The sequence below is a fragment of the Caballeronia sp. LZ035 genome, from assembly GCF_031451175.1.
In the GTDB taxonomy this organism is placed as follows: domain Bacteria; phylum Pseudomonadota; class Gammaproteobacteria; order Burkholderiales; family Burkholderiaceae; genus Caballeronia.
The window spans coordinates 24,920-50,202 of record NZ_JARUXS010000006.1 but is presented as its reverse complement, the minus strand read 5'-3'; the positions used below and the strand labels follow the sequence as shown (position 1 = coordinate 50,202).

Genomic DNA, 25,283 nt, shown 5'->3' with positions numbered 1-25,283 from the left:
GTACCATGACAATGCACGAGGAGTCACATGAGCACGCCGTTCGACTTAGGCCAGTCATTACTCGCGGCCGCGCCGGTTGAGCCCCTGCGAGAGATGGGCGCTTACGAGGCGCTGTGGCAATCCGATCGGGCATCGTTCAAATCGATTGCGGAAACATTCCGACAGAATCCGAACGCCACGCCCTCCGAACTCGTCCCTGCTCAGACCATCGATGAAACGGTTCCGCAGGTGATGGACCATCTCGAACGGGCAGGGATTCATGATCTTGGCATCTGCGTGCACGGGACGGCCGACTATCCGAATAAGCTTCGGGATGCGGCGTATCCGTTGGAATTCTTGTACTTCAATGGATGGCAGGATCTGGCCTTCTCCCACAAGTCTGTCGCCGTCGTGGGCACGCGATCTCCGTCCGATGAAGGCGCGAGACGGGCGAAAAAGCTCGTCAAACTGTTAGTTAAACACGATTTCACGATCTTTTCAGGGCTCGCGCGGGGCGTGGATACGATCGCGCATACCACCGCGATTGAAGCGGGCGGGCGGACCGTGGCGGTCATCGGAACACCCATTACGGAGTCCTATCCGAGCGAAAACGCGGACTTGCAGCGCCGGATTGCCAAAGAGTATCTCGTTGTGAGTCAAGTTCCCATCCTTCGCTATGCGCGGCAGACGTTCCGAGGAAACCGCCTCTTTTTCCCGGAACGGAACGCGACGATGTCCGCGCTCTCCGATGCAACGGTCATCATTGAAGCCGGCGAGACCTCGGGGACGCTCACGCAAGCGCGAGCCGCTTTACATCAGGGCCGGCAACTCTTCATTCTGGATAGCTGCTTTCAGAATCCAAAACTCACCTGGCCCGCGAAGTTTGCAGAGAAAGGCGCAGTCCGAGTGAAGGACTTCGACGACATTCTCAACAGGCTCGGCAATGCGGCTCCTGCAAATTGATGAGGCAACCCGAAGGGATCATCGTTACCTAAGGGCTGACGACTTTTGTCTCTACCAAGGGGAATACACGGCGCGCGGAGGCTATGGCTGCAGCCCCATGAACGACATGATCTTGAACATCAAGAAGTCGGTCACTAGAAGGGGGCGTCCTGAATACCAATACAAAGAACGAGATATTCGTCGTGCCGGCTTAGCCTTTCGCGAGGCGTTGAACGCAGAGGCGCTTGCGACGGTCACGTTCGTTCCCGTTCCTCCTTCAAAAGAAGTCAATCATCCCGAGTATGACAACCGAATTGAACTGGTCCTTGCTCATATGGCCGAGGGGACGAATGCGGACGTCAGGCAACTTGTGCTGCAGGCGGGGAGTTACGAAGCTTCAAGTCAGGCGGCGATACGAGGAGGCGACCGCATGCATGCCGAGGACCTGATCGCGCTCTACAGGATCAATGAGGGCATCGCCGATCCCGCTCCTCAGCGCATCCTCGTGGTGGACGACGTCCTGACCACCGGGAGTCACTTTGTCGCGATGAAGACCGTTCTTCGACAACGGTACCCAAACGCATGGATCGGTGGCCTCTTCATTGCGCGACGAAGAATTGAGGACGACGTTGCTGAGTAGCGTTCGCCGGTCAGTGTAGTTGGTCGGCGGCAGCTCTATCACTTTCCTTCAAGAATGAACTCAACTGATGTCGAGAAATGGCCTCCGTACATGCAGCACGTTGGGGTGCGGCATGCGTTGCAAATTGCCCAGCAGGTTGCAACCTGGAGCGAAGAGAAACTTTACGGACTCGAGTTGCACGCTCCTGAGCCAGACCATATGGCAGCTACAGCGTTCTCGATAGTTCACGAGCACCAGAAATCCTGTCTCTTGTTGGTCCAGCATGGCCTCGTCGGTTCGGCCACAGCCTTGATGCGCCCGTCCGTTGAAGCTCTGATCCGTGGGCTTTGGTTGCAATGGGCGGACGATACCGAACTCTTGCGTTTCCAAAGAGGCGAAGATAGTCTCAATTTAGAACGTGCAATTAAGATGATCGTGCAGCGTTCAGGCGTCGCGCGCTACAACGATCTGCTTGGCATGTGGGCCGAGTCAAAAAGAACACTTCACGGTTATGTACACCACAGCTTTCAATCGATAGTCCGTAGGTCTGGACAATTTGAGATGCCGCCAGAGGAAATTGTTTCGCTGCTTACCTTCAGCGCCGCGCTCGCAACGCATGCTTCCATCGAAATTACAGAGCTTGCGAGTAAGCGTGTTGTTCCTGGTCAAGAGAAGATAGGTCGGGAATCAATGCATATGCTGCAGGGAGAGCTGGTGAGCATTCTCGATGCACTCGGCCTTGTCGAGATCCGGTCTAAGAAAGATGTGCCAACAGAACGGGAGGTGAATGACTGAATGACTCTATTGCACTGGCAAAAGTGTCGTAGAGAAACAGCCGGTCGCCACGACCAGGATTCTGGCTTGCAATGTTGCTTGTTCAACGATGCCCCGATGGATATCGTCCATCGCGCGTTGATGCGGCGCCGGCCCATCCACGCGTCGGGAAGGCGCGGCGCAGTCAATCGACTTGCGCAGTCAGCGTCGCTTCATTCGCCCGGAAAGTCAGGCACCAAGATTGCAGAGCAATTTTGAACGCCCTTCAAATGCGCATACTTCGGTCGGGACGCGCAGGAGCGTCGGGTGTCAGCAGAACCTACAGCAATCATCGGCATGGGTCGCTCGAGGGTGGGCTTGACATAACGCCGTCGTGTCAACGATCGACACGATAATTAATGAAGGATAACTAATAAATACTACAATGCGATACATAGACTGTGCGACGAAATCCCCGCCTAGTCTGATTGCCCGTTTGTCGCGACGCGGCGGCGGACAGACTTTCAGCTTCGGCTTCCGGCCAGTTCCGGCCATTCGCGGCATTGGCAGCTTCGACATCCGATGGTCCGCTGCTCATTGGAAAGGGACGGCGGTAACCGCACCTATAGTAGCGACGAGCGCGCCGTGGACGTGCACTTACATCGCAATTGCTTTGACACGAAAGACATCGATCGGATCGATACATCGCGAATAAGCCATACTTCGGGCAGTTGCGAGTCGTGTCGTTGATTACCGCCGCGACGTTTTGCCCCCGACTCCAAGTGCCTGTATAGCATCGACTCCGCCTGCTTCGAAAAGCTTCCGATAACGATGTACCGTTTGTCTAGACAGTTGTAGCGCTTCTATGACGTCTCGGTCTGACGCTCCCTGCGACATCATCTCCCCAGCACGAACACGGCGCGTCACTGTGGGCCGCTCGGCCTTTTCTTTGAGCATTGAGCGTTTCTCCCGAAGAGTCCGCCGGAGGACACCAGAACCAGAGTCGCCCACAGCGGCTTGTCGACCAAGACAGAACAAGCATAACGGTAGCCTGATCAGCATCGAAAACTCTGTGTTCGCTTTACGTTTGATAGACCATTGGTCCCAAAAAATAAAGCCTGGCCATGGCGTGCAAGATCGCCTAAAACATTGCGGACTTCGGTTACTGCACGCGCACGAAGGTGCGTCTCCCGTCGCCAGTTGTACTCGAATGTTTTTTGGCAATCCGTAAAATGTTTGCTAGCATTCAGCGAACGGACCAACAAATCGTCGTAGACAAAAGTCGCAAGGGCCGCTCATTTCTGGTTAACGATTGTCCTTTCTATCGTCCGCGCCTTCACCGAGGAGGGCACGTGAGAAATCGTTACGTCTGGTGGTGTCGGGCAATCGCTGCGCTTCCGTTGGCATTGGCAAGTCTCGCTTGCCTTGCAGAAGGGAGCGCCGACGATGCCAATAAGAGCAACAACCCCCTCAATCTAGCTTCGTCTTTCAACATCCAGAACTCGTTCGCGCCCAGCCTTTTCGGCGTCAACGGCCATACCAACGATTTCCTGCTCAGGCCAACGGTACCCATCGGACCGAATGGGATTGTTCCTGTGCCCGAGATTTTTCGTATGACAGTGCCGATTAGCACCCGTCCGGATCCCAGCGGCGGATATAACACCGGCTTGGGCGACATTAATCTCTTTGACATATTTTTGCTCAGCCAAGGTGAGACGCAATTCGGCGTTGGACCGCTCGTCACAGCGCCTACGGCAACAGACCCGACTCTCGGCACCGGCAAATGGCAAGCCGGCCTTGCTGCGGTCGTCGTCAACGCCAACAAGGCAAGGCTGATCGGTGCATTGGTGCAATGGCAGCATTCGTTCGCAGGTCAAAGCAGCCGTCCGACGGTGCAGTCGCTCACCGCGCAGCCTTTCGGCCTCTTCAATCTGCCCGATGGCTGGTACATCCGGTCAACTGGGGTGTGGACGTTCGATCTTCAGCGCGGCAACTACTACATACCTGTGGGCCTCGGCGCTGGTAAAGCTTGGCGGGGTGGCTCGACTATCTACAACGCTTTCATTGAGCCGCAGTACTCGGTTGCACATTCCGGAAATGTGCCCAAGTGGCAGATCTTCGCAGGCCTCAACATGACGTTCGGGAAGTAGAGCCAGGACTAGAGGACGCAAACCCATGCATCGAAGCATCGGTGGTATCGGATGGCTTGCACTGAGCCTGCTGTTTCTCGCGACAAACGCTTATTCGCAAGCCGCAACTAGTGCTGACGACGCGCGCAGCATCGCTAAGGATGCGTACATCTACGCTTACCCGATGCTGTACAACTACAAGACGATGTATGAACAGGCGATCAATCCGAAATCGAAGGCGTACGTCGGCGGTTTCGGGAAGTTTCGCAACTATGCGAAGCCTTACGGGCCTGAGAACACCGACATCGTGACGCCTAACAACGACACGCCTTACTCTTGGGCGTGGCTGGACCTTCGACGAGAGCCGTGGGTGCTGAGCGTTCCTGCAATCCCGGACAACCGTTACTACGTCTTTCAGTGGATCGATCTGTTCACCTATAACTTCGCCTACGTCGGATCGCGTACGACGGGAGACGGCGCGGGGCATTATCTTTTCGCTGGCCCGCATTGGACCGGCGACACCCCGAAGGGAATCGACAAGGTATTTCGCTCAGAAACGGACTTCATACTCACGCTCGGTCGGACCGCGTTGAATGGACCGGACGACATCAAGCAGATGCAGGCGATCCAAAAACAATACCGCCTCACACCGCTCTCGGCATTCGAGTGCAGCAGCGCACCTCGCCCCGCACCGAAGGGGAGCTTTCCTGTATGGAACGAGGTAAGGGTGACGTCGATTGACTTCATCGCCTATCTCAACTTCCTGTTGCAGTTCACGCAGCCGACTGCACCATCGGAAGTCGAACTCATGCAGCGCTTCGCCAAGATCGGCATCGCGCCCGGGAAGCGATTCGATGCATCGGCGTTGCCGCCGGACCTGAAGCAAGGCATCGAGGCAGGCGTGGCGGACGGAAAGGCCGCGCTCGCTGACGCAGAAAAGCATACAACGAGCTCGTACGACCTGTTCGGTACTCGAGAAGACCTCAACGGCGACTATCTGAAACGCGCTGTCGCGGCAGCCATGGGCATCTACGGGAACACCAAGGAAGAGGCAGTCTACGTTGGCACGCGGCTGAACGCCGACCATCAACAGTTGGTCGGCTCGCAGCCTTATATCATTCATTTCGATAAAAAGGACCTTCCTCCGGCGCGCTTCTTTTGGTCGATGACCATGTACGACCTTCCGGGACGGCACCTTGTTGCGAATGCGATCAAGCGCTATTCGATTGGCGACAGGACAAGGGGGCTCAAATACAACACGGACGGTTCGCTCGACATTTATGTCCAGCAAGCATCGCCGGGCGCGGACAAGGAGTCGAATTGGCTGCCCGCGCCGCACGGCCCTTATGACCTTATCGCGCGGATATACGGACCGGGTGAAACGGTATTCGACGGAAGCTGGAAATTCCCGGTTCCGCAGAAACGGTAATGCGGGGCGCTGATCGCTGGCCAACTCGACGGAAGACTGCTGTGTCGAACAATTCGAGCTTAAGTTTTCGATGGGCGTGCTCAACCGCGGCGTTGACCGTCGCATTGGGCGCTGGCTTCGTGAGCCTTGCCGACGCGACTGAGGGAGGCATCGGACGGCCGCTAACAGGCGAACAGGTGATGCCCTACGCCGGTATTGTTCCGGCGACGTCGGACTGGATCGTGTCCTTGAGCACCATCTATTACGACGGCTCGCTCGGTGCATCGAGGTCGCTCCCAATTGCCGGAACCGTTTCCGCCGGGCTTGATTTCAAAGTTATTTATACGATTGCGAATCTCGTGAAGACGTGGGGCGTGTCCGTCGGCGGATGGAATTTTGCCTCCTCATTTGGCGTTCCGTTCCAGTACACGAACGTGTCGAGTTTCAACGGTATCCTGCCGAACGATCATGCCACGCAGTTCGCGGACATTTTCTTCACGCCGGTTGTCGCCGGCTATCACTTTTCGAAGTCAGACCACATCGCGCTCAGCGTTCAGATGTATGCCCCGACAGGTGCATACAGCGTCGGGCGGCTTGCCAATGCCGGGCAGAACACGTGGACATTCATTCCGACCGTCGCCTACACGCATCTTATTTCCTCGCAGAACATCGAATTGTCGGCTAACTACGGCGTTCAGTTCTATACGGCTAACGGCAAGACGCATTACCACAATGCTCCGCTGAGTGTGCTCGATGTTCTCGCGCTCAAACGATTTCCGGGCGGATGGGGTGTCGGGGCGGTGGGCGGTTGGATTCAGCAACTTGGAAACGACACCGGCGGACTTGCTGAACTAACAGGCGGGGCGAGCGGTCATGCCCTGGGCGTCGGGCCGATGGTGACGTGGACCGGAAAGATCAGCCAGACGCCCGTTTCAGCGTCGCTTCGGTGGGTCAACGAATTCCAGGTAAGTCGGCGCCCGGAAGGCAACGTCGTTCAGCTTTCGGTGGGCGCCACCTTTCAGTAGCAGCTTTCCGAGGTTGATCCGACGCTCAGTCGCCCCGGCAACTGCCGTCACGTTCTGAAGAAGGAATCGCAATGAGCAAGGCACGGTGTTTCTTTGTTTTGGCGACTGCACTGGTGGGCGTTGTCCCCGTCGTGTGTGCAGAAGGGACGTCGACACCGGTGACGGTCGATAACTTCGTGCGAGCAGAATCTGATCAGTACATCGGCGCTCTCGTTAAACAGGGCGGCCTGGGCAAACTGCTGCACCGACGAGAACCCGCTGCCATCGAAGACCAGGCCATTGTTAGACTCAACCGAGACACGCTCTACACGTCTGGCGTCTTCGACCTTGAGGCAGGTCCGGTGACAATCACGATGCCGGACCCCGGCAAGCGCTTTATGTCAATGCAGGTCATCAACGAAGATCACTACGTGCCGAACGTATTTTACGGCGCCGGAGCCCACACGCTCACACGTGAGCACGTCGGCACCCGGTACGTGGTCGTCGGTATCCGCACTCTCGTCAATCCAGCCAGCCGGGAGGACATCGCACAGGTGCATGCGTTGCAGGACGCGATTACGATGAGCCAGCAGTCGCCGGGAAAGCTGGAGCTTCCCCGGTGGGACGCGGCGAGCCAAAAGAAAGTCCGGGATGCACTGCTAGTTCTTGCCACAACGATTCCGGACTTTCGCCAAGCCTTCGGAACCAGACAAGAGGTCGACCCGATTCGACATTTGGTCGGCACAGCTGCGGCGTGGGGCGGCAACCCCGACCGGGATGCGACGTATCTAAACATCACCCCATCGCCCAACGACGGCAAGACAGTCTATCGCCTGCATGTGAAGGACGTTCCGGTTGATGGTTTCTGGTCCGTCAGCGTCTATAACGCGAAGGGATACTTCGAGAAGAACAGTCAGAACGCCTATACGCTCAACAACCTCACTGCGGAAAAGGGTTCCGATGGAAGCATCGATATGCAGTTCGGCGGCTGCGATTCGGCTAAGTCGAATTGCCTGCCCACCGTCGCTGGGTGGAACTACACCGTTCGACTTTATCGGCCCCGCGTAGAGATCTTGACGGGTGCATGGAAGTTTCCTGATCCAGTACCCGTGGATTAGCTCCGTGAGCCGCCGCGCCGCAGCCTAAGCGCACTCTGTCAGTGGCCGCTTGCGTTCCAGTACCTGCCCTCCAATTGCGACGGCGCGACCGGCCGCTCAGGGTCGGTTCATGCCATTCGCACGAAGGCCGCGCCTGCGGCGATCGCCGCGCGTGGTCGTCGGGCGGTACGCGGCCAGGAAGAGTCAATCGCCAAGCCTGCGCGGACGCCCGCTGCCTGGCGCAATTCGGTCATTGGGTGATAAACAGGCATAACCGCAAGGCCTACTATGTGCTCCGGATGGAGTGACCGAGTGCGCAGCGTCGTGGCGACGCTAACTCGATCACGCCGCAGTTCAGTCTCCAGCCAAACACACTCTACACAACAGAAAGAACCGCAGGATCTCCAGAGCGCCAGACGTTGTCGATCGTGCTCCGCGTGATGACCCAGACATCGCCCTTTCTTGCCAGTTCGACATCGTAGCGGTTCTTCATCAGATAGTGACGAGTATGATCGCCCCGTGGTACATGCTGGGCTTCTACAAGTGCATCGAGGCGGGCAGTCTCCCCGGCGATGGTGACCCGCGGGTTTGTGACGGAGTGCGTCGTATCCAGAGTCGCGAGAGATACCGTGAGGGCCTCGACGATAACGTCTCTGCCCTCGATGACCGGATAGTCGAACCCGGCTTTAGCAGCGGCCTGGCGAAAGTCCGATACGGCGTTTTCTGCGAGTGAAGAGGATAGAAGGTTCCTGTCGCGAAGGTCAATACCCGCGGCGAACCGGTAGAGGGCATCGACAACCGCAAGCTTGTCTGCGGCTTCGTTGGTGAGTGATGTTGACATGGTCATAAGTGTTGCCCTTCCTATTCCAGAAGTTTGCGAAGTGAAGCCATCGCGGCATCAGCGCCCAGGCAAGCAGCAATGGCTGTATTCCGTGATCGCTATTCAAGATTCGCGTCGATTCGCTCGATAAGACCATCGGTGTTGCGCTTGATCTTGAGAGTCCCGATCTCGTGGCCAAAGTCGCCTGTGAAATCCACGCGAGCGACGGCAGTGAAGTCGTCCAGTTGCTCCAGGGACAGAAGCTTGCTGGCGGTTTTGTAGCCAACGAAAAATTGCCTGAGGTAGAGGCGAATAAGTTCGGCACCAACAAAGGCATCGCCAACGGAAACGTCGTCGATAACTGCATCGGCTGTGAAAAGGGTCACCACGCTCTCGACGTCGAAGGAATTGGCGGTCTGGATAAATGTAGCAATGAGTTTCTCCATGGCCTGCTCCTCAAACGTCTACGATGGTGGTGTCGGCGATTGTCCTGGCAAAACCGCTGCCGAACAGCATCGCGGGCGTCTGGAAGCCCGGGCGGGCCTCGCCGGCCAAAACGCGCCGGCCAGCTTCGGCCGCAGCAGTTGCCGTGAATGTGTAGCCGTTGACCGTATCAAGAACCGAGCGGAAGATCCTGCCGTCGGAATCAGTTACCTCAACGACCGCCTGGTACCGATTGGCCAGTCGTTCCTCCACGCTCGGTCCGTCTGGCAGTGCAGAGAGATCACCTTGTGGAAATCCATCGCCCGTCACGTGGACGAACGTCTCAATGTTTCGCACGTTCGTCGATCGCCAGATCGTGATGAGATCGGGGAGTGTCACCTGAAAACAGTCGACGGCACCCTTTCCGAAGTCGAACCCTCGGATGGCTCCTGCAGGCCGGGGGACCAGCTTCCCGTCGGCCCGCACCAGAGTTTCGACGGTGACGCTCCCCATGGCGCTGACGGCCGAGCCTCGTGACAGACCGCCCGAGACGTGCATCGCCACCTTGATGCTCGAGGGATTGTTCGCTCTCGCAACAGCATTCTCGGCAAGGCACCCGAGCATTGCGACACTGCCGCCGCTGCCGGGCAGAAGCATGACGTCAGCAGTTCTGGCCTCTGCATCGAGCACTTCGGCCAGACGATATCCGTCGAGTTCCGCGGCGACGTCGAGATAGTGCACGCCGTTGCAGATGCTAGCCGTCATCAGGACATTGGCGGTCCTGGAAAATGGCCCCGCGCAGTTGAGGAGGACACCGACGTCAAAGAGTGATCGGTCAATCACAGAAGAGTCTTCGAGCGCGAAGACCCGATACTCCACCCCGAGCCTCGCAGCAAGCGGTACGAGCGTCGCTTCATTGCGTCCTGCGAGGATTATCGACGTACCTGCTGCTGAGGCATGTTCTGCCGCCATGCGACCGGTATATCCCGTCGCGCCGTAAATCATGAGCTTCTTCATATCAGTGCTGCCATTCCTTATAGACAAATTCGAGGCTGTAGCCGTCGGGGTCGCGCACCTGAGCGGCGTAATAGCGCGGGTCATAGTGACGCTGCGGCCCGGGCGGACGGATTTCGGTGGCACCTACTGACATCGCCGCCGAGAAAGCCGCATCGACTTCGCGCTTGCCATCGGCGATGAAACCGACGTGTGCGGCGCGACCTTCGACCGTACCTTCGCGCAACCAGAAGAACACGCGCCCGTTCGCACCAAAACCTTTGAGATCAGGGTGGCCGGCGGGGCCTTGGCTGCCGTCGTAGTCGATCGCATGTACGATGCCGAGCGGTGCGAGCGCCTTCTCGTAGAAAGCGATCGAGCGATTGATATCGCTGACGGATATGAAGACGTGGTCGAGCATGATGATTTCTCCCCGATTCAGATGATGTAACCGCCCGCCACTTCGATGTTCTGGGCATTGATCCAGCGGCTCTCGTCGGATAGCAGGCTTGCGATGACGCCGCCAATGTCTTCGGGCTCGCCCACCCGCCCGAGCGCCGTCTGGCCCGCAAGAATGGCCTCGAATTCATCGTTCAATCCGCCGCCCAGCTCTGTGCTGATCGCTCCCGGCGCAATCGAGTTCGCTCTGATGCGCCGCTCCCCGAATTCCTTGGCCATGTAGCGAGTCAGAACCTGCAGTCCGCCCTTGAACGCGGCATAGGGCGCGACGCCTGCTGTGGCGACGCGGCTGGTCGCACTGGTGACGTTGACGACGTGGCCGCCGTCCTCGATCAGCGGCAGAAGTGCCTGGGTCAAAAAGAACGGTCCCTTGAGATGCACGTTGAACAGCCCATCGAACTGGCCTTCGGTCACGTCGGTGATTGGAGCGTAGAGGCCGTGCCCGGCGTTGTTCACGAGGAAGTCGAAGGTCTGCCTGCCCCAGATGGCATTAATCCGTGCGGAGACCGCTTCGCGAAACTCGGGAAACGAGCTGCTGTTGCCGACGTCGAGCTTCAGGGCAACCGACTTCCCGCCGATCCCGGCGATTGCTTTCACAACCTGTGTCGCCTGTTCCGGATTGCTGTTGTAGGTGACGACCACACCCATTCCACGCCTGGCGCATTCGAGTGCGGTGCTGGCACCAATGCCACGACTACTTCCGGTCACAATGACAATCTTCACTGGTCTCTCCCGTCTGTCTGGTGAGAGTGAAGATACGACCATCGAGCACCGCGCACTCACCCGATCCTCCTCGAAACTTGCCTATTTCTGCTTTTGGATTGCATGCCCGGATGGCCTCTGCTAGCGTGGGGCCATGGAAAAGCAACTGCAGGAACTAAGAGCACTAACGTCCCGGGCTGAAAACAGGCGCACCGAGACGGGTATTCCGCGTGTCGCTATGGTCCAGGGAGAAATCCCCGAGCACCTGCTCGCCGCCGTCTACGAGCCTATGGTGAACCTGATCCTGACGGGATCGAAGACGATGACGGTCGGTGACCGGACCTTTCACTATGATCCGGCGACCTACTTCGTCATGTCCGTGGATCTACCCGCGGTCGGTACCGTCCATCCGACCGCGACCGGCGAACCGTATCTTGCAGTCAGCCTGACGCTCGATCCCACCATCGTCGCGGCGCTCATCCGCGATCTGCCGGTGCAGGTCTGCAGGACGCTGTTCGACTCTGGATTTTCAGTCGCACCGGTCAATGATGAACTGCTCGACGCCTGGATTCGGATGCTCCGGTTGATGGAGCGGCCGGACGAGATCGCGGTGCTTGCTCCCTCGTACGAGCGCGAGATTCTGTTTCGGGTGCTTCAAGGGCCGCTCGGCTGGATGCTGCGAGATATCGCATCGCCGGACACGGCGCTTTCGCGTATCGGCGTTGCGATTAACTGGATACGACGCAACTTCACCGAACAGATAAGGGTTGATGCCTTGGCCGAGATGGCGGCGCTGAGCGTTTCGGCATTTCATCGCCATTTCAAGGCGGTAACGGCATTGAGTCCGTTGCAGTATCAGAAGCGTATCCGGTTGTTGCACGCGCGGTCACAACTGATCTCCGGTCAGGGCAGCGCGACATCGATCGCCTTCAGCGTCGGCTACGAAAGTCCAAACCAGTTCAGCCGGGAATATGCGCGTTTGTTCGGCCTGCCGCCCTCCAGAGATCTTGCGAAAGCCGCGCAGGAACTCCAGGGTGATTAGCAAACGCACACGAAAAATATACCTTGGCGGTCTTCGTCCAGGTATCGAAGATTATTGACGCGCTCCAGGCGGACGACTGGACATCGACAAGTTGACGGTCATTCGAGGTTCTCAGCCGATCGAATCACAGATCGTTGAGCCCACCGGAACGTTCGAGTTGAGCGTCCGGTATGTTGTTGTCAAGGGACGCTGGCAGGCTGGGCGCAATTGGCTGCTGAGGGTCGTTAGTGTCAGTTTTCTGATGTGGGGTTGTGGTCCTGCCGCGGCGCCCGCCACCGTCAGCAATCCGCCGGCCGCTGACATTAAACGGAAGCGGCCCATCGTCCGCCCCGAACTGCTGTCCGAGAAACAGTGTCATCGGACGCCTACCGACGCAAGTATCACGTCGCGGGCCATGCTTCGCGGTTGGCATCACGCAGTCGTTTCGATCACCGACAGATGTTTGATTCCAGCTTTAACACGAGACCGAGCCGAGCAATCGGAAGGCGGTCCGTGACCTGGTGCTTCACGGGATCAGAAATGCCACGCCCGCCGTTATGGTCGGTAGCAACGCAGCGCCGAGCAATCGCAGCGGACTTACAGCGTTTCCTGAGAACCGATTACCGAGAATCGCCAACCCGGCCGGGTTAGGCGCGTTGGCAATCACGGTCAGTCCGCCGCCCGTCACCGCGCCGGCCACCAGAAGGTACTTTGCGCTGTCTGACAAGCCAGGGATCAGTGAGCCGAGATAAGTGATGGCGGCATTGTCCATCACTGCCGTCAGCCCCGTCGCACCGAAGTAAAGGGTGAGAGCGTCCATTGAACCCACGACCGGTTGCAGCCACCACTGTTGCAGCCCGCCGAGCACCACCAGTCCGCCGAGAAAGAAGGCGACGAGGAGGCTTTCGCGAAGCATGAGAGGCGATTGATGGCGCTCGTATGCCTGCGTGTAGCCGAGGAAGAAAAGAAACGCCCCGACGAACACGACGGCATGATGCGGATTCGTGACGACCAGCGCGAGGAATCCGATGTGAATAAACGTGACGCCCACCGGGACGCGCTTCGATAGCAAATCGCCAGTGTCTTCGGTCGTCGGCCGCGACGGGACACTCTTCGCCGCGATTGCGACGAACACAGTCGCATTGAAAAGAACAGCAAGGGCTGCTTTCCACCCGAAAGTTGCAGCCATGAAACCCGTGTTCCAGCCCCAGGCACTTGCGACCATCAGCACCGGCGGTGCGGCGTACGCCGTCATGACGCCGCCGATCGACACGTTCACGAAGAGTAATGCGAGTCCGAAGTACTTGACGCGTTCGGGTACCGGAGCGGCGAACAGTCTGTCCCGCAAGAGAAGCGCCGCGAGCGTCATTGCGGCCGGTTCGGTAACAAGGGAGCCCAGCAGCGGAATTGCGGACAACGAGAACCACACCACGGCAACCTCTGCGCGCAGCGGCAAGAAGCGAGAGAGCCCCATAACGACGTTCGTTACGAGGACAAGAATCGGTCGGCTTGCCGCGATGACCATGATGACGAAGACGAACAGCGCCTCGGTGAATTCGCGCTGCTCCAGGTATCCGACGGTCGCCTTAGACCCGACAAGCGCCCACATGACGAGACAAAGAACCAGCGCCCAAAATCCGAAGACGACCTCGACTTCAGCCAGGAAGTGAAATATCCCTGAGTGCCGTGGAAAGTGGTGGCCAAGCGTTTCGATTCGGGCTACGGCGAACGTATGAGCAGAGCAATTGCGAAGATGACAGCGGCAGTAACTTCAACGGAATGGGGCATCGAGCGAAGGGTAGTAGGGTTTTGAACCAGAGCGGCATTGCCAATTCGGCAATGTTACAACGCGCTTTCAATTTGGTCGGGCGAGCCGGACAGGCGCAAGCACCGCAGATCTTGTCCCGGGATTGGCGACTGAGATACCGCTCAATCACTTCTTTTGAGGTAGCGGTCGACCTGTTGCGCGTCGCCTTTTGCTTCCTGTACCGAGTCGTCCGTCATTCTTCCAACGCCTTCGTTGATTTTTCCCTTAACTTTTTCGCCCACGCCCTTGACCTGATCTTCGTTCATCGCGGTTCTCCTCGATTCCTGCCGATTGCAGGCTTCAGTACACTCGCAAGGTTGGTGCCGACCCATGCTATGACTTCGCAAAGGAGATCATTAACTGTGTCCTATACCCCGCAAATCAAAGTTGAACGCGAGGCAGGCGGTTGGATCTGGATAGCCGTTGTCCGAGGTTCGCATGACGATTCGCCGCCCGTGGTTCTCCAATGCCATGAGGCTTTTGTCAGTCGGGAAGCAGCGCTTTTCGATGCCGCCCAAACCTTGCAAAAACGGAGCGTCCTGCCAGACGGCGCAGGGCGAACAGATACGGCATAGTCCTGGGCCGTATCCACGAGCCGTCAGCCGGCCGTTGATTTCTGCTGCCAGCGGAACCTATGAATGACGGTGGAATCTGCGCCGGTCGCGGAGGGGGGCCGCGCTGCCTGCGCCCGCATAGAGTTACGGCTGAGTCCAAGGGGACAAATCGGCACCAATGCAACTATTGGTGTCAGAGCCGGAGCATTGCGCGTCTGTGTGACCGTTCGATCTAAGCGCCTCAGCATGCATCAAGTGCTGCGCGCTGTCACTTTTCAGTGAAAGCCTTCACAAAAATCCGTCGAAATGTGCCAGCCTGATATCGTCGTGACGGCGATGGTCGCCCGCCACGGCGACACAACGCAAGCGAATTTGCTCGGGCCGGCCGCCCGCAATCGCCTGCATAGATAGGCCGCCGTCGACGTCGGGCAAGCCAACATCGAGGAATGGAAAAGGCCGCATGCCGAGCGGGGGCAGCCGGTTCTCGTCGTGCGCAGGAAGGAAAAGGCCACGGCCACGCTCAACAGAAGTTCTTGCTGACGGTCGTTAGTCCGCCAAGCAGGTGCGACATGTCGACGAGTCGCTGCGCGACCAGGTGACGGACTTCGCCTTCGCATTGCCAGGTGCCATACACCGCAAGTAATGCAGCGCCCAACGCTTCACGTCGCTGTTTCTCAAGCAGTGAGGGCCATACGATGACGTTGACGTTGCCCGTCTCATCTTCGAGCGTCACGAACATGACGCCTTTCGCGGTGCCAGGTCGCTGCCGTACGGTCACGAGCCCGCAGCCTCGTGCGAGACGGCCGTTTCGATAGGTCCGCAAGGTCGAAGCCGGCATGAGCCGTTGTTCAAGCAGCGCCGGCCGCAAGAGCGATAGCGGATGGCGTCCGAGCGTCAGTCCCGCGGTGTCGTAGTCGCTCACGATCTCCTGCGCTTCAGACGGGGCACCGAGTGTCGGCGTTTCATCGTCGATTCGGGTATCGGACAAGATGTCGCGGTCGGGCACCGCGGCAGCGGACTGCCACAGCGCTTCACGACGGTTCCCCGCAAGTGACCGGAGCGCGTTCCCTGCCGCGAGCACCTGCAGGTCGCGGCGATCGAGCTGCGCGCGACGCCCTAAATCGCTGACGCTTGTAAACGGCTTCACGGCGCGTGCCGTTTCGATCCGCTCGGTGGCGCCTTCACGCATGCCCCTGAGCAACGAAAGGCCGAGCCGAACCAACGGCTTGTCGTGACCCGGCCGCTTTTCCAGCACAGAATCCCATCCGCTGATGGTCACGTCGATCGGCGCCATCTCGACGCCATGACGCCGCGCGTCTTGCACCAACTGAGAGGGCGAGTAAAAACCCATCGGCTGGGAGTTGAGCATGGCGGCCAGAAAGGCCGCTGGCTCATGGCACTTGAGCCAACTGCTCGCGTAGACGAGGAGCGCGAAGCTTGCTGCATGACTCTCCGGGAAGCCATACTCGCCGAACCCCTTGATCTGCTCAAAGATGGCTTCTGCGAATGCCTTGTCGTACCCGCGCGCCTGCATGCCGCCCACGATGCGATTGTAGTACTGTTGCAAGCCGCCTTTGCGCTTCCAGGCCGCCATCGCACGCCGGAGTTGATCTGCCTCGCCCGGCGTGAAGCCGGCAGCAAGAATGGCGACCTGCATCACCTGCTCCTGGAAGATCGGCACGCCGAGCGTTCGGCCCAACGCAATTTCCAATTCCTTGCTGGGATAGGTGACCGGTTCGAGCTTCTGGCGCCGCCGCAAGTAGGGGTGGACGGCGCCGCCCTGAATCGGTCCCGGCCGCACGATCGCGACTTCGATCACGAGATCGTAGAACTCTCGCGGATGCATGCGCGGCAGCATGCTCATCTGTGCGCGCGACTCGATCTGGAAGACGCCGACCGTATCGGCGCGGGAGATCATCTCGTAGGTGGCCGCGTCTTCGGCCGGAATGTCCTGCATTTCAAAGCGCTCACCGCGTTGCTCCGAGACGATATCGAGCGTGCGTCGAATCGCGGACAGCATGCCGAGCGCGAGCACGTCGATTTTCAGCAGGCCGAGCGCTTCGAGGTCGTCCTTATCCCACTGAATGGCGCTGCGGTCGGGCATCGCCGCGTTCTCGACGGGAACCAGCCGCGTGAGCTTGCCGCGACTGATCACAAAGCCGCCCGAATGCTGCGACAGATGGCGAGGGACATTGAGGATCTGCGCCGCCAGATTGGCCCACATGGTAATAAGCGGATTGGCAGGATCGAGGCCGGACTCTTCGAAGCGACGCAGCAGATCCTGGGAGTGATCGAACCACTGATGGCTCTTTGCGACCTTGTCGACGATCTGTGGATCAATGCCGAGCGCCTTGCCGGTTTCCCGAAGTGCGCCCCTCGGACGATAGGTCGAGACCGCCGCGGCGATGGCCGCGCGATCGCGCCCGTACTTCCGGTAAATGTACTGGATCACCTCTTCACGCCGTTGGTGTTCGAAGTCGACATCAATGTCGGGCGGCTCACCGCGCTCCTTGCTGATGAAGCGCTCGAACAGCATGTTGCCGCGTGAGGGATCGACTTCGGTGACGCCTAGGCAGTAACACACCGCGCTGTTCGCCGCCGATCCGCGACCCTGACAGAGGATGTGATGGCTGCGTGCGAAGCGCACGATGTCATAGACGGTCAGGAAATACGCTTCATAGCGAAGCTCGCGAATGAGCTGCAGCTCATGCTCGATCTGTTGCTGCACGTTGTGTGGGACACCGGCAGGGAAGCGCCGGTGTGCGCCGATATAGGTCTCTTGCCGAAGATAGGCCTCATGTGTGTAGCCTTCGGGGACCAGTTCGTCCGGATACTCGTAGCGCAATTCGTCCAGCGAGAAATTGCAGCGCGCGAGCACCCTCAACGTTTCGGCAATCGCATGCGGCGGATACAGGTTCGCGAGCCGTAGGCGAGAACGCAAATGCTGCTCGGCATTGGGCGCCAGCTCATACCCGCACTCGGCCACGGGTTTGCCGACGCGAATCGCGGTCATGGTGTCTTGCAGGGGTTTTCTCGAGCGCACGTGCATCACGACATTGCCGGTGGCCACGACCGGAATTCCGGCTCGCAACGCCACCTGTTCAACGATGCCGCGATGGATGTCGTCCATCGCGCGCTGATGCAGCGTGAGCCCGATCCGCGCACGAGCCGGGAAGGTCTGGCGCAGCCAGTCGACTTGCGCCGTCAGCGTCTCTTCATTCGCCGGGAAGTCCGGCACCAGGATGGCGAGGCAGTTGGGAACGCCCTTCAAATGCGCGTACTTCGGTTCCGGCCGCGTGAGATCGTCGGGTGTCAGCAGGTAGCTGCCTTTGGCCGCCCGCATGCGCGCAAGCGTAATGAGCTCGCACAGGTTGCCGTAACCTTCACGGTTTTGGGCGAGCAAGATCAGGCCAAACGCGGGGCGAAATGGGGGACCAGCAGCAGGACCAGTAGCGGGGCGGTTTTTGGGACCGCTATCCGCACCCTGATTCGCATGAACCAGACGAAAGTACGAGCCGATAATCAGCGGCAGCTTCTCTTCCTTGGCCTGAACATGCGCGCGCACCACGCCCGCGACCGAACACTCGTCGGTGATGGCCAGTCCCGCGTAACCGAGTTGCGACGCGCGCAGCACCAGCTCCTCTCCGTGCGAGGCGCCTTGCAGGAACGAAAAGTTTTACTAAACGCGAAAAGCTCCGCGTAGTCGGGCAGGGCCGATGAGGGAAAGTCCACAATGCCACCTGCTTATCCGCTTAGCCGAACAACCCGTGCAGGAACCAGCGCGTTTCCTCGGTCTTGACGCTCGGCCGTTCGCGGTAGATCCAGTAGCAGCTTTTATCCTCCGCTTCCGCGACAAAATAATCGCGCGTCACCAGCGCCCCGTCATGCCATCCGGCCTCGATCCGTTCGCCGGTCGAGACGAGCTTGAGCGGCGAACCGTAAAACGGACGATGCTTCTTGACCATCAACCGTAACGGCGCATGCAGCAGCCACGTCGGTCGCGGGAGATCATCAGGCGCAGGGAGGGTCTTCGAGGGGCTCTGCACGGGCACCCACTGATTGGCGTGTTCCGGGCGATGATCAGGCGCGGGCGCTGGCCGCAGCACATTTTCGGCGCCCAGACGTGCCGCCAAGAGCTCTAGCAGCCGGTTATGGTCTTGCGCTGACCCACCTGGTTCGGGGAACAGCGAATCGCTGGGCGGCTCGGCCGCTCGCACTTCCGAGGCCGTGAGCCGCACGGCGATGACCGCGGCTTCGAGCTCCGTGCGCCCGAGTCGCTCCTTCAAGAGACGAACGAGGTGCTCTTCATGCCAGGTTGGCTCAGCGAGTGCGATCTCAATGAGCGTCGGTTCGATGGCCTGGCGTCCGCGTTCATGCTCGAGCGTGATCGTGGCATGCGTGAGCGCCAGCTGCTGAGCCGCGAGCCACCCGCAGAGCTGCACGACGAGTCGCCGCGCGGAAAAGAGGATGGCTTCGGCATGCTCAACGCGATCAGGCAGTTCAACGCGTGCGCTGAAGGTCGGCGGCAGTTCGAGCCATTCGTGCAGTTCAGGTGCCAGGCCATAGGCCCGGTCCAGGGAATCGAGTAGGTCCACGCCACATCTCTTCTTTAAACCTGCACGGGGCAGGCGTTGGATATCACTCAGGACGCGGCAGCCCAGTCCGTTGAACCAGTCGGCGAAGGGGCGCAGCTCCGGCACCACCATGAAGGGCAAGACGCCCAGGTAGCGTTCGAGCGAACGCATCTTGAGCACGCGCCGGTGGCCGGGCTTGGCGAGGAGCCACGCACCACGGCCGGTGGGCGCGACGCTCATGCGCGCGGTGACGCCGATGGTCTTGACGACGTCCCTGATGTCCCTGCACACACGCAGGATGCCGCCGAAGAGGCGCAAGCTCGCGGTGACGTCGACGACAACGGTTTCCTCTTCGCACACGGCCACCTGCGGCGAGAAGCGCAGCAGCGCGATCGCCACCTCGCGCTGCATCTCGTGTTCGCGCGCGGCGCTCCGGTCGAACATCACCGCTTCGGGCGCGAGCGTCGTGACCCCGCCGCGCTTCATCCCCACTCGCACGCCCGCGTCCCTCGCCAGCGCATCGAGCACGATGACTTTGTCGCGCTCGAGCACCACGCACCCGTGCTCAGACAGAGGCGACCACCTCGGTCTGAACACCTCCAGCGAAAGCCGGGACAAGTGAATGGCGACGAACACGGCCATGGGGACTCAGCAAGATCGGCGACGGTTGTAGGGTGACGGTCAATGGCTCAGTTCGGTTGGGACCGCGCCGTTTAATCACGTCGACTGCGATCCCGCCCTCTGCCGGTCGCACGCCAAGCCGTAAGGTCGCCGGCGACGCATCCTGGGCGCTGGCAAGCGGACGCACCAGGATCAGCAACGTCTCGGTCGCCTGAGCGGCCAGATGCAAGCGCCGCAACGCCTCGGAGCGGATGTGCTGCTGCCAGAACAGCAGCGCACCGCAACTTCCGGCCTGCAGCACACGCTCCGCGCACCACAAGGCGTCCGCCGTTTTCGACGCACGCAGCCACATCAGCTTGTCCAGCGGCACGCCAAGGTACGAGAACGCCAGCGCATTCGGCACATGCGGCGCCTGCAGCAGCACGACGGGCCGCCGAGCGCGTTGAGCCTGCTGACCCTGCTGAGCTACTCGCGCGAGCGCCGGGCGCATCAGACGCATTTCCCCGATGCCGGGCTGCTGAACCAGTAATTCCACGAGCGCACCCAGCGGCCAGCCGCCGCCGGGCAACTCCGCCGACAACGCCGCGTAGCCGGTGTCGACGGTCTTACCGTAGGCACGCGCCAACTGCGATCCGCGCCAGAGGCTTGGGTGAATCGACTCGACATGTTTGGGCAGGGCTGCCATTTTGCATAAGTACTGTATGTATGTACAGTACTTTACATCGAAATCCGCAACGCGGTATTGCGCCCTTTTTTGTCGCGGCTGGCATCTCGGGCGACTATCCTGCTTGGTTACTGCGGGGAATACGGAACGGCGCCGGCAGCGCGGTCGGTAACCAATCCTTGGGCGTTGCCCAAGCCGGGCGCCCAAGACGAAGTCAGGTTGATTCCGGCGCCGGCGCCCACAATTATTTTTCAGGCGGGGCATTGAGCGCCCGGCGGTAGATTTCCCCCGTCGGTCCACTCTGAAAGCGAATTGCTGAGGGCTCGAGCGGCGCGCTCTTGCGAACAGTCTGTGGGGTTTTATGAACAAGATCGGTAGTTGCATTTCACATGGATTGGGGACCGGCCATGCCCCACGCCGCGGACGGTCCCCTACCTCCGAAAGTTAGAGAATGTCGATAGGTTCCAAGCACCAGGTACGAAGTAAAGGACGAAACGAGACGACGTATGGCCGGATCTGATAGCAACGAAGTGTTGGATGTGTCGGACGCGCGCGCGGAGCTGCTGTGCTTCCTGGTCGCGACCGTGGCAGCCTCCCATTCGCTCACCTACGAGTGGCGAGTCGATCATCTCGTAGAGAGTTGCCGCATCTGGCTTCGACGCAATCGCCTTTGGATGGATTGGCTCGAGCGCGTGCGCCTCGGCCAGCTGGCGCTCAAGATCGCACAACGCGACCTGAAGGGCGCCGGCATCGCGGTGCGCCAGTCGAATGTCCAGGCGCTCTTCACGGGCGACATGCAACTGAACTATTCGTGCACCGTCATCAAGAAGATGCTGGCGCTGTGCAAAGAGGCGCTCTGACGTCCTGGGCACGACTCCTTGGAGCGCCGCTATCACGACAAGAGGGGAACCCAATACATGTGTTACTCCGCGCAAATCCAGGCTGACTATCGCCGCTACGTGAAGATGTTCGGCGCACAGATGGACATCCGCGAATTCGCGCGACTGTTCTGGGAGCGCGCCGAGGGCAGCAAGGCAAAAATCCCCAAGGCGATGGAAGACGCCTTCCGCGAGCCTCAAACCGATGACGAGCGTCAGATCAAGACCTTCATTGATCGATACAACGCGGAACAGGCGACCAAGGTCGAGCAGGAGCTTTTCAAGCAGCGAACGCGGCTGGCCGATGCTGAACGCACGCTGCAGACAAAAACGACCAAAGCGGCGACCGAAAGCAAGCGCATCGCAACCGACAAGATCGATGCGGCGTTACGGCGCTTGGCCGACTTCGGTCGAACTGAACAAGAGCCCCGTGACTCACGCATCTTTCCCGGCTACTATGCGCCCGTGCTCGTGGTCGAAGACGGGCAGTATGTCGTCAAGCCGATGCGCTACCAGTGTCGCATCGCGGGGAAGCCTGCGAACTATGATGTTAAGTACCCCGGAACATATAACGCGCGGCGCGATAGTCTGGAAAAGTTCTGGAAGCCGTGTTTCGGCTACACACACGGATTGCTGCTCGTTGACGTCTTTTACGAGAACGTCGCGAGAGCAAAGTGCGAGAACACGTTATTCGAGACGCATGACGGACCGCAGGCACCCGGCGAAAAAGTCGTCCTGGAGTTTCGCCCCAACAGCGGTCAGTTGCTGATGGTGGCGTGTCTCTGGTCGAAGTGGACGGCTCCCGGTCAGCCGGATCTCCTCTCGTTTGCCGCCATCACCGATGAACCACCTGCTGAGGTGGAAGCAGCAGGCCACGACCGCTGCATCGTCCCAATCAAGCGAGAAAACGTCGACGTCTGGCTAAATCCGCAGGCGTCCGACCTTGCAGCACTCGACGCGATTCTCGAGGACCGAGACCGGCCTTACTACGAGCATCGACTTGCCGCGTAGATCGTGGACAACGGGAGCCGCTTGCCGGTGGCTGCTCGGAACGCGCCTTGCTTCGCTGTCGTTGTTCTTTACTGAGGAGGTGCAACGATGCCAGGCGACAACTCGTATAAGCCCGGTGAGATCGTCAAGCTGTCCGGCATCTATTCCGTCGTTCATGACGATGGCAAGGATACGTTCGAAGTCACGTGTGTCGAGGGCGAACATTTTCCTCCGACGAGAAGCGGCAAAGGTGCCCACTTTGAGCTCAAATACGCGGCGACGCACTCCCACAAGCACGGTGAACTGAAGGGCACCGAGGCGCGTGGGTGACATGGCTAAGGTGATTGCTGTCCCGCCGGCGTGAGGTGCTGCCTGTCTAGCGCTTCATGCCGACCGCTTCATGCCGACTGCCCGGCGCATCGCGGCGGTGATGCCTTGCCGCGTGCGCAAGTAGCCTTCCCACGGATCCGCTGCGAGTGTGCGTTGTCGCTGGATGGCTTGCGCCATCGTCCACTGATCACCGCTTTTTACGTCCTTCAACTCATCCCACGATATCGGCATCGAAACCGCCATGCCGGGGCGGGCGCGCACCGAAAACGCGGCCACCGTACTGGCGCTGCGACCATTGCGCAGATAGTCGATGAAGATCTTGCCAACGCGATTTTTCGGCCCCAGCACAGCTGAGAATCGCTGCGGCACGACGCGCGTCATGTGCTGTGCGACCGCTTGGGAGAAAAGCTTCACGTCCTCCCAGCCCTGTCGGCGGGTGAGGGGCACGACGATATGAAAGCCCTTGCCGCCGCTCGTCTTCGCAAATGAGCGCAGGCCCAGCTCATCCAGCACGACCTTGACGAGTGATGCGGCTTCCAGCATCGCTGACCAAGGCAAGGCGGGATCGGGATCGAGGTCAAAGATGACGCGATCGGGATGTTCCAGATCGGGCGCCGCGCCGTTCCACGAATGGATCTCGACGACGCTCATCTGAGCGAGACCAACGAGCGCATCGGCAGTATTGGCAACCAGCAGCGGCTTGTGTCCCGGATACAGGCTCACGGGCAACTCCTCCACGCCGGGAATGCGCGCACGCTCGGAGTGCTTCTGAAAAAACAGTTCGCCCGCAATACCGTCGGGCGCGCGTACAAGCGCAAGCGGCCGGGCACGCAGGTAGGGCAGCGCCCACTCGGCGATCGCCTCGTAGTACCGCACGACGTCAAGCTTGATGCGGCCTGAGGCCTGATCCATCACGCGCTGCGGGTTGCTGATCTTGATGTCCCCCACGATGACTGTGCCGCGGGGACCGGGTCGTTCGCGCGTCGAGCCGATCCGCTCATGACCTTCGACTTGTGGATCGTCAATGACCTTTTCTTCCGTAACGGCCTGTGCAGGCTTGTCTTCGCGCAGGGCATGAAACACGGGATGCCGGATTTCGCCGTTGGGCTTCCATTCCAGGAACGACGCCTCCGCCACAATGTCGGGCGCGAGCCAGTGGAACTCGCGATCGCGTTCGGGTTGCGGTGCGTTGTAGAAGGCGGGCTCAGTCTGAAGCAAGGCTTGAGCGCGCTTGCTGAACGCGGCACTGCGCGCAGGCGTCAGATGAGGCGCAACATGGCCCGCGTACCTGAGCGTGCCGTCTTGCTCATAGACGCCGAGCAGCAACGAACGCACGCCAGACTTTGCACCCTTCACACGCGAGAAGCCGCCAATCACGAACTCTTGCCTGAGATTGCACTTGAGCTTGATCCACTCGTTCGAGCGACCCGAGCGGTACGGCCCATCGGCGCGCTTGCCGATGATGCCTTCGAGTTTCATCTTGCAGGCGGACGCCACGAGCGACGCCGGGTCCTCGGCGAAGTCGTCGGAATAGCGAAGGAGAGGGCTTTCGACGCTTTGCATCAATTTGTGAAGCAGGGCCCGACGCGATCGAAGCGGCTGCTCGCGGATGTCATTGCCGTTCAGCCACAACAGATCGAAGACATACAGGACGATGTCCGCCGTACTGCGCCGGTCGAAAGCGTTCTGCAGCGCATTGAAGTCGGGCTTGCTGCTGGCGTCCAGCACGACTGCCTCCGCGTCAATCCAGGCCCTGTCGACCGGCAGGATTGCCAACGCGTCTCGCAACCGCGGCATGCGCGCCGTCCAGTCGTGTCCGTTGCGCGTGATCAGCTTGACGTCGCCCCGCTCGATGCGAGCGAGCATTCGGTAGCCGTCGAACTTGATCTCGTAGGACCATTTCCCTTTCACGGGGTGACGCTCGACCAGCGTCGCCAGTTGAGGCTCAATGAGCGCCGGCATTTCGCCTGGCGCCGTGTCGGGCGCGCGTACCCGAGTCGCGCGCGAACCGGTCCACCGACCCATGTCACTCGTCGCCCGCGTCCGGCGGCACGCCGTCGCCGTCGCCTTCATGGTCCCCTTCGCCGTCGCCCCCATCGAGCATCGGCGGACGAAGCGGTTGCTGCGTGTCGATGCCCGCCATCTCGAGCGCCGCGTCGATGCGCAGAAGCTCGGCCCTGAAGCTCACCCGCCACCGCGTTGGCGGTTCGTCATCGCCCAACAGCATCATGCCGTCATGGATGACGAGCGCATAGCGCGCAACGAGGAGCGCATCGACGAGTTGCGCTTCCCGTTTCGCTTGTTCCAAGAATTCAGTCGCTTTCATGGCGGCACCTCCCGTCGCCAGACGCGCAAGCCTTACGCCCGGGGCGAGCAAGCGGGAAGAGCGAGCCGTTGTCAGTTCAAGTTCGGGCTTGCAATCGGGTGTCGATCTTCGCGCTCGCTTCCGGTAGCCGGGAATTGGGCGGAGCACGGCCACCATTAATCCAAAAATTCCGGCGCGAAGGTAACCGACG

Annotated in this window: 23 protein-coding genes and 2 pseudogenes; 11 read left to right on the top strand and 14 right to left on the bottom strand. The window is 59.8% G+C overall.

The window, feature by feature from the left end:
* Nucleotides 1-27 precede the first annotated feature (27 nt).
* The 3 genes from QCE88_RS39745 to QCE88_RS39735 all read left to right on the top strand — a co-directional run bounded on the left by QCE88_RS39745 (nt 28) and on the right by QCE88_RS39735 (nt 2,335).
* Complete coding sequence (locus QCE88_RS39745) at nt 28-942, top strand: DNA-processing protein DprA (protein WP_309911394.1); 915 nt, start codon at nt 28-30, stop codon at nt 940-942.
* Nucleotides 943-1,039: 97 nt separating this feature from the next.
* Nucleotides 1,040-1,561: a hypothetical protein gene (locus QCE88_RS39740; RefSeq protein ID WP_309911392.1), complete on the top strand. Its 522-nt coding sequence runs from the start codon at nt 1,040-1,042 to the stop codon at nt 1,559-1,561.
* Nucleotides 1,562-1,651: 90 nt separating this feature from the next.
* A complete protein-coding gene (locus QCE88_RS39735) occupies nt 1,652-2,335 on the top strand; it encodes a DUF6988 family protein (RefSeq protein ID WP_309911390.1) in 684 nt (227 codons plus the stop codon).
* A gap of 708 nt (nt 2,336-3,043) precedes the next feature.
* On the opposite strand, the gene QCE88_RS42180 is transcribed toward QCE88_RS39735, so the two are convergent.
* Complete coding sequence (locus QCE88_RS42180; protein ID WP_409018324.1) at nt 3,044-3,250, bottom strand: helix-turn-helix domain-containing protein; 207 nt, start codon at nt 3,248-3,250, stop codon at nt 3,044-3,046.
* A gap of 395 nt (nt 3,251-3,645) precedes the next feature.
* Between QCE88_RS42180 and QCE88_RS39730 the strand changes: the two genes are divergently transcribed.
* The 4 genes from QCE88_RS39730 (at nt 3,646) to QCE88_RS39715 (ending at nt 7,952) form a co-directional block, all read left to right on the top strand.
* Nucleotides 3,646-4,443 (top strand): hypothetical protein, encoded by a 798-nt coding sequence (locus QCE88_RS39730; protein ID WP_309911389.1) that lies wholly within the window; start codon nt 3,646-3,648, stop codon nt 4,441-4,443.
* 25 nt (nt 4,444-4,468) lie between these two features.
* Nucleotides 4,469-5,851, top strand: a complete 1,383-nt coding sequence (locus tag QCE88_RS39725; protein WP_309911387.1) for a DUF1254 domain-containing protein — start codon at nt 4,469-4,471, stop codon at nt 5,849-5,851.
* 119 nt (nt 5,852-5,970) lie between these two features.
* Nucleotides 5,971-6,855 carry a transporter gene (locus QCE88_RS39720; RefSeq protein WP_309911385.1) on the top strand — a complete coding sequence of 295 codons (885 nt, stop codon included), beginning with the start codon at nt 5,971-5,973 and terminating at the stop codon, nt 6,853-6,855.
* A gap of 71 nt (nt 6,856-6,926) precedes the next feature.
* Nucleotides 6,927-7,952, top strand: a complete 1,026-nt coding sequence (locus QCE88_RS39715; protein ID WP_309911384.1) for a DUF1254 domain-containing protein — start codon at nt 6,927-6,929, stop codon at nt 7,950-7,952.
* A gap of 355 nt (nt 7,953-8,307) precedes the next feature.
* On the opposite strand, the gene QCE88_RS39710 is transcribed toward QCE88_RS39715, so the two are convergent.
* The 5 genes from QCE88_RS39710 to QCE88_RS39690 form a co-directional block, all read right to left on the bottom strand.
* Nucleotides 8,308-8,778, bottom strand: a complete 471-nt coding sequence (locus tag QCE88_RS39710) for a nuclear transport factor 2 family protein (protein ID WP_309911383.1) — start codon at nt 8,776-8,778, stop codon at nt 8,308-8,310.
* A gap of 92 nt (nt 8,779-8,870) precedes the next feature.
* Nucleotides 8,871-9,197 carry a nuclear transport factor 2 family protein gene (locus QCE88_RS39705; protein WP_309911382.1) on the bottom strand — a complete coding sequence of 109 codons (327 nt, stop codon included), beginning with the start codon at nt 9,195-9,197 and terminating at the stop codon, nt 8,871-8,873.
* A 10-nt stretch (nt 9,198-9,207) separates the two neighbouring features.
* Nucleotides 9,208-10,191, bottom strand: a complete 984-nt coding sequence (locus tag QCE88_RS39700) for a saccharopine dehydrogenase NADP-binding domain-containing protein (protein ID WP_309911381.1) — start codon at nt 10,189-10,191, stop codon at nt 9,208-9,210.
* A gap of 1 nt (nt 10,192) precedes the next feature.
* Nucleotides 10,193-10,588, bottom strand: a complete 396-nt coding sequence (locus tag QCE88_RS39695; protein ID WP_309911380.1) for a VOC family protein — start codon at nt 10,586-10,588, stop codon at nt 10,193-10,195.
* Nucleotides 10,589-10,605: 17 nt separating this feature from the next.
* Nucleotides 10,606-11,349: an SDR family oxidoreductase gene (locus tag QCE88_RS39690; RefSeq protein WP_309911379.1), complete on the bottom strand. Its 744-nt coding sequence runs from the start codon at nt 11,347-11,349 to the stop codon at nt 10,606-10,608.
* Nucleotides 11,350-11,482: 133 nt separating this feature from the next.
* Between QCE88_RS39690 and QCE88_RS39685 the strand changes: the two genes are divergently transcribed.
* Nucleotides 11,483-12,370 (top strand): AraC family transcriptional regulator, encoded by an 888-nt coding sequence (locus tag QCE88_RS39685; RefSeq protein WP_309911378.1) that lies wholly within the window; start codon nt 11,483-11,485, stop codon nt 12,368-12,370.
* A gap of 505 nt (nt 12,371-12,875) precedes the next feature.
* On the opposite strand, the pseudogene QCE88_RS39680 reads toward QCE88_RS39685, so the two are convergent.
* The 6 genes and pseudogenes from QCE88_RS39680 to imuA all read right to left on the bottom strand — a co-directional run bounded on the left by QCE88_RS39680 (nt 12,876) and on the right by imuA (nt 20,590).
* Nucleotides 12,876-14,137: pseudogene (locus QCE88_RS39680) on the bottom strand (putative Na+/H+ antiporter).
* A gap of 171 nt (nt 14,138-14,308) precedes the next feature.
* Nucleotides 14,309-14,422: pseudogene (locus QCE88_RS39675) on the bottom strand (CsbD family protein); the annotation flags it as partial.
* Between the two features lie 576 nt (nt 14,423-14,998).
* Nucleotides 14,999-15,142 carry a hypothetical protein gene (locus tag QCE88_RS39670; RefSeq protein WP_309911375.1) on the bottom strand — a complete coding sequence of 48 codons (144 nt, stop codon included), beginning with the start codon at nt 15,140-15,142 and terminating at the stop codon, nt 14,999-15,001.
* A gap of 88 nt (nt 15,143-15,230) precedes the next feature.
* Nucleotides 15,231-18,344 carry an error-prone DNA polymerase gene (locus tag QCE88_RS39665; RefSeq protein WP_409018323.1) on the bottom strand — a complete coding sequence of 1,038 codons (3,114 nt, stop codon included), beginning with the start codon at nt 18,342-18,344 and terminating at the stop codon, nt 15,231-15,233.
* A gap of 118 nt (nt 18,345-18,462) precedes the next feature.
* Complete coding sequence (locus tag QCE88_RS39660; protein WP_309911374.1) at nt 18,463-19,926, bottom strand: DNA polymerase Y family protein; 1,464 nt, start codon at nt 19,924-19,926, stop codon at nt 18,463-18,465.
* Complete coding sequence (gene imuA / locus QCE88_RS39655) at nt 19,850-20,590, bottom strand: translesion DNA synthesis-associated protein ImuA (RefSeq protein ID WP_309911373.1); 741 nt, start codon at nt 20,588-20,590, stop codon at nt 19,850-19,852. Before imuA ends, QCE88_RS39660 begins: the two co-directional genes overlap by 77 nt.
* A gap of 485 nt (nt 20,591-21,075) precedes the next feature.
* Between imuA and QCE88_RS39650 the strand changes: the two genes are divergently transcribed.
* The 3 genes from QCE88_RS39650 to QCE88_RS39640 all read left to right on the top strand — a co-directional run bounded on the left by QCE88_RS39650 (nt 21,076) and on the right by QCE88_RS39640 (nt 22,767).
* Complete coding sequence (locus QCE88_RS39650; RefSeq protein WP_309911372.1) at nt 21,076-21,429, top strand: hypothetical protein; 354 nt, start codon at nt 21,076-21,078, stop codon at nt 21,427-21,429.
* Between the two features lie 57 nt (nt 21,430-21,486).
* On the top strand, nt 21,487-22,458 hold the full coding sequence (locus tag QCE88_RS39645) for an SOS response-associated peptidase family protein (RefSeq protein WP_309911371.1): 972 nt from the start codon (nt 21,487-21,489) through the stop codon (nt 22,456-22,458).
* An 87-nt stretch (nt 22,459-22,545) separates the two neighbouring features.
* A complete protein-coding gene (locus QCE88_RS39640; protein ID WP_309911370.1) occupies nt 22,546-22,767 on the top strand; it encodes a hypothetical protein in 222 nt (73 codons plus the stop codon).
* Between the two features lie 54 nt (nt 22,768-22,821).
* Here the strand turns inward: QCE88_RS39640 and ligD are convergent, their stop codons facing one another.
* Both ligD and QCE88_RS39630 read right to left on the bottom strand, forming a co-directional pair.
* Nucleotides 22,822-24,792 carry a DNA ligase D gene (gene ligD / locus QCE88_RS39635; RefSeq protein ID WP_309911369.1) on the bottom strand — a complete coding sequence of 657 codons (1,971 nt, stop codon included), beginning with the start codon at nt 24,790-24,792 and terminating at the stop codon, nt 22,822-22,824.
* A 1-nt stretch (nt 24,793) separates the two neighbouring features.
* Nucleotides 24,794-25,144 (bottom strand): hypothetical protein, encoded by a 351-nt coding sequence (locus QCE88_RS39630; RefSeq protein ID WP_309911367.1) that lies wholly within the window; start codon nt 25,142-25,144, stop codon nt 24,794-24,796.
* Nucleotides 25,145-25,283: the final 139 nt, after the last annotated feature.

Bases quoted from the DNA above. Each gene is read 5' to 3' on its own strand.
- QCE88_RS39745 (WP_309911394.1), top strand. From the start codon at position 28: ATGAGCACGCCGTTCGACTTAGGCCAGTCATTACTCGCGGCCGCGCCG.
- QCE88_RS39740 (WP_309911392.1), top strand. From the start codon at position 1,040: ATGAACGACATGATCTTGAACATCAAGAAGTCGGTCACTAGAAGGGGG.
- QCE88_RS39735 (WP_309911390.1), top strand. From the start codon at position 1,652: ATGCAGCACGTTGGGGTGCGGCATGCGTTGCAAATTGCCCAGCAGGTT.
- QCE88_RS42180 (WP_409018324.1), bottom strand. From the start codon at position 3,250: ATGCTCAAAGAAAAGGCCGAGCGGCCCACAGTGACGCGCCGTGTTCGT.
- QCE88_RS39725 (WP_309911387.1), top strand. From the start codon at position 4,469: ATGCATCGAAGCATCGGTGGTATCGGATGGCTTGCACTGAGCCTGCTG.
- QCE88_RS39715 (WP_309911384.1), top strand. From the start codon at position 6,927: ATGAGCAAGGCACGGTGTTTCTTTGTTTTGGCGACTGCACTGGTGGGC.
- QCE88_RS39710 (WP_309911383.1), bottom strand. From the start codon at position 8,778: ATGACCATGTCAACATCACTCACCAACGAAGCCGCAGACAAGCTTGCG.
- QCE88_RS39705 (WP_309911382.1), bottom strand. From the start codon at position 9,197: ATGGAGAAACTCATTGCTACATTTATCCAGACCGCCAATTCCTTCGAC.
- QCE88_RS39700 (WP_309911381.1), bottom strand. From the start codon at position 10,191: ATGAAGAAGCTCATGATTTACGGCGCGACGGGATATACCGGTCGCATG.
- QCE88_RS39695 (WP_309911380.1), bottom strand. From the start codon at position 10,588: ATGCTCGACCACGTCTTCATATCCGTCAGCGATATCAATCGCTCGATC.
- QCE88_RS39685 (WP_309911378.1), top strand. From the start codon at position 11,483: ATGGAAAAGCAACTGCAGGAACTAAGAGCACTAACGTCCCGGGCTGAA.
- QCE88_RS39660 (WP_309911374.1), bottom strand. From the start codon at position 19,926: ATGGCCGTGTTCGTCGCCATTCACTTGTCCCGGCTTTCGCTGGAGGTG.
- imuA (WP_309911373.1), bottom strand. From the start codon at position 20,590: ATGGCAGCCCTGCCCAAACATGTCGAGTCGATTCACCCAAGCCTCTGG.
- QCE88_RS39650 (WP_309911372.1), top strand. From the start codon at position 21,076: ATGGCCGGATCTGATAGCAACGAAGTGTTGGATGTGTCGGACGCGCGC.
- QCE88_RS39645 (WP_309911371.1), top strand. From the start codon at position 21,487: ATGTGTTACTCCGCGCAAATCCAGGCTGACTATCGCCGCTACGTGAAG.
- QCE88_RS39640 (WP_309911370.1), top strand. From the start codon at position 22,546: ATGCCAGGCGACAACTCGTATAAGCCCGGTGAGATCGTCAAGCTGTCC.
- ligD (WP_309911369.1), bottom strand. From the start codon at position 24,792: ATGGGTCGGTGGACCGGTTCGCGCGCGACTCGGGTACGCGCGCCCGAC.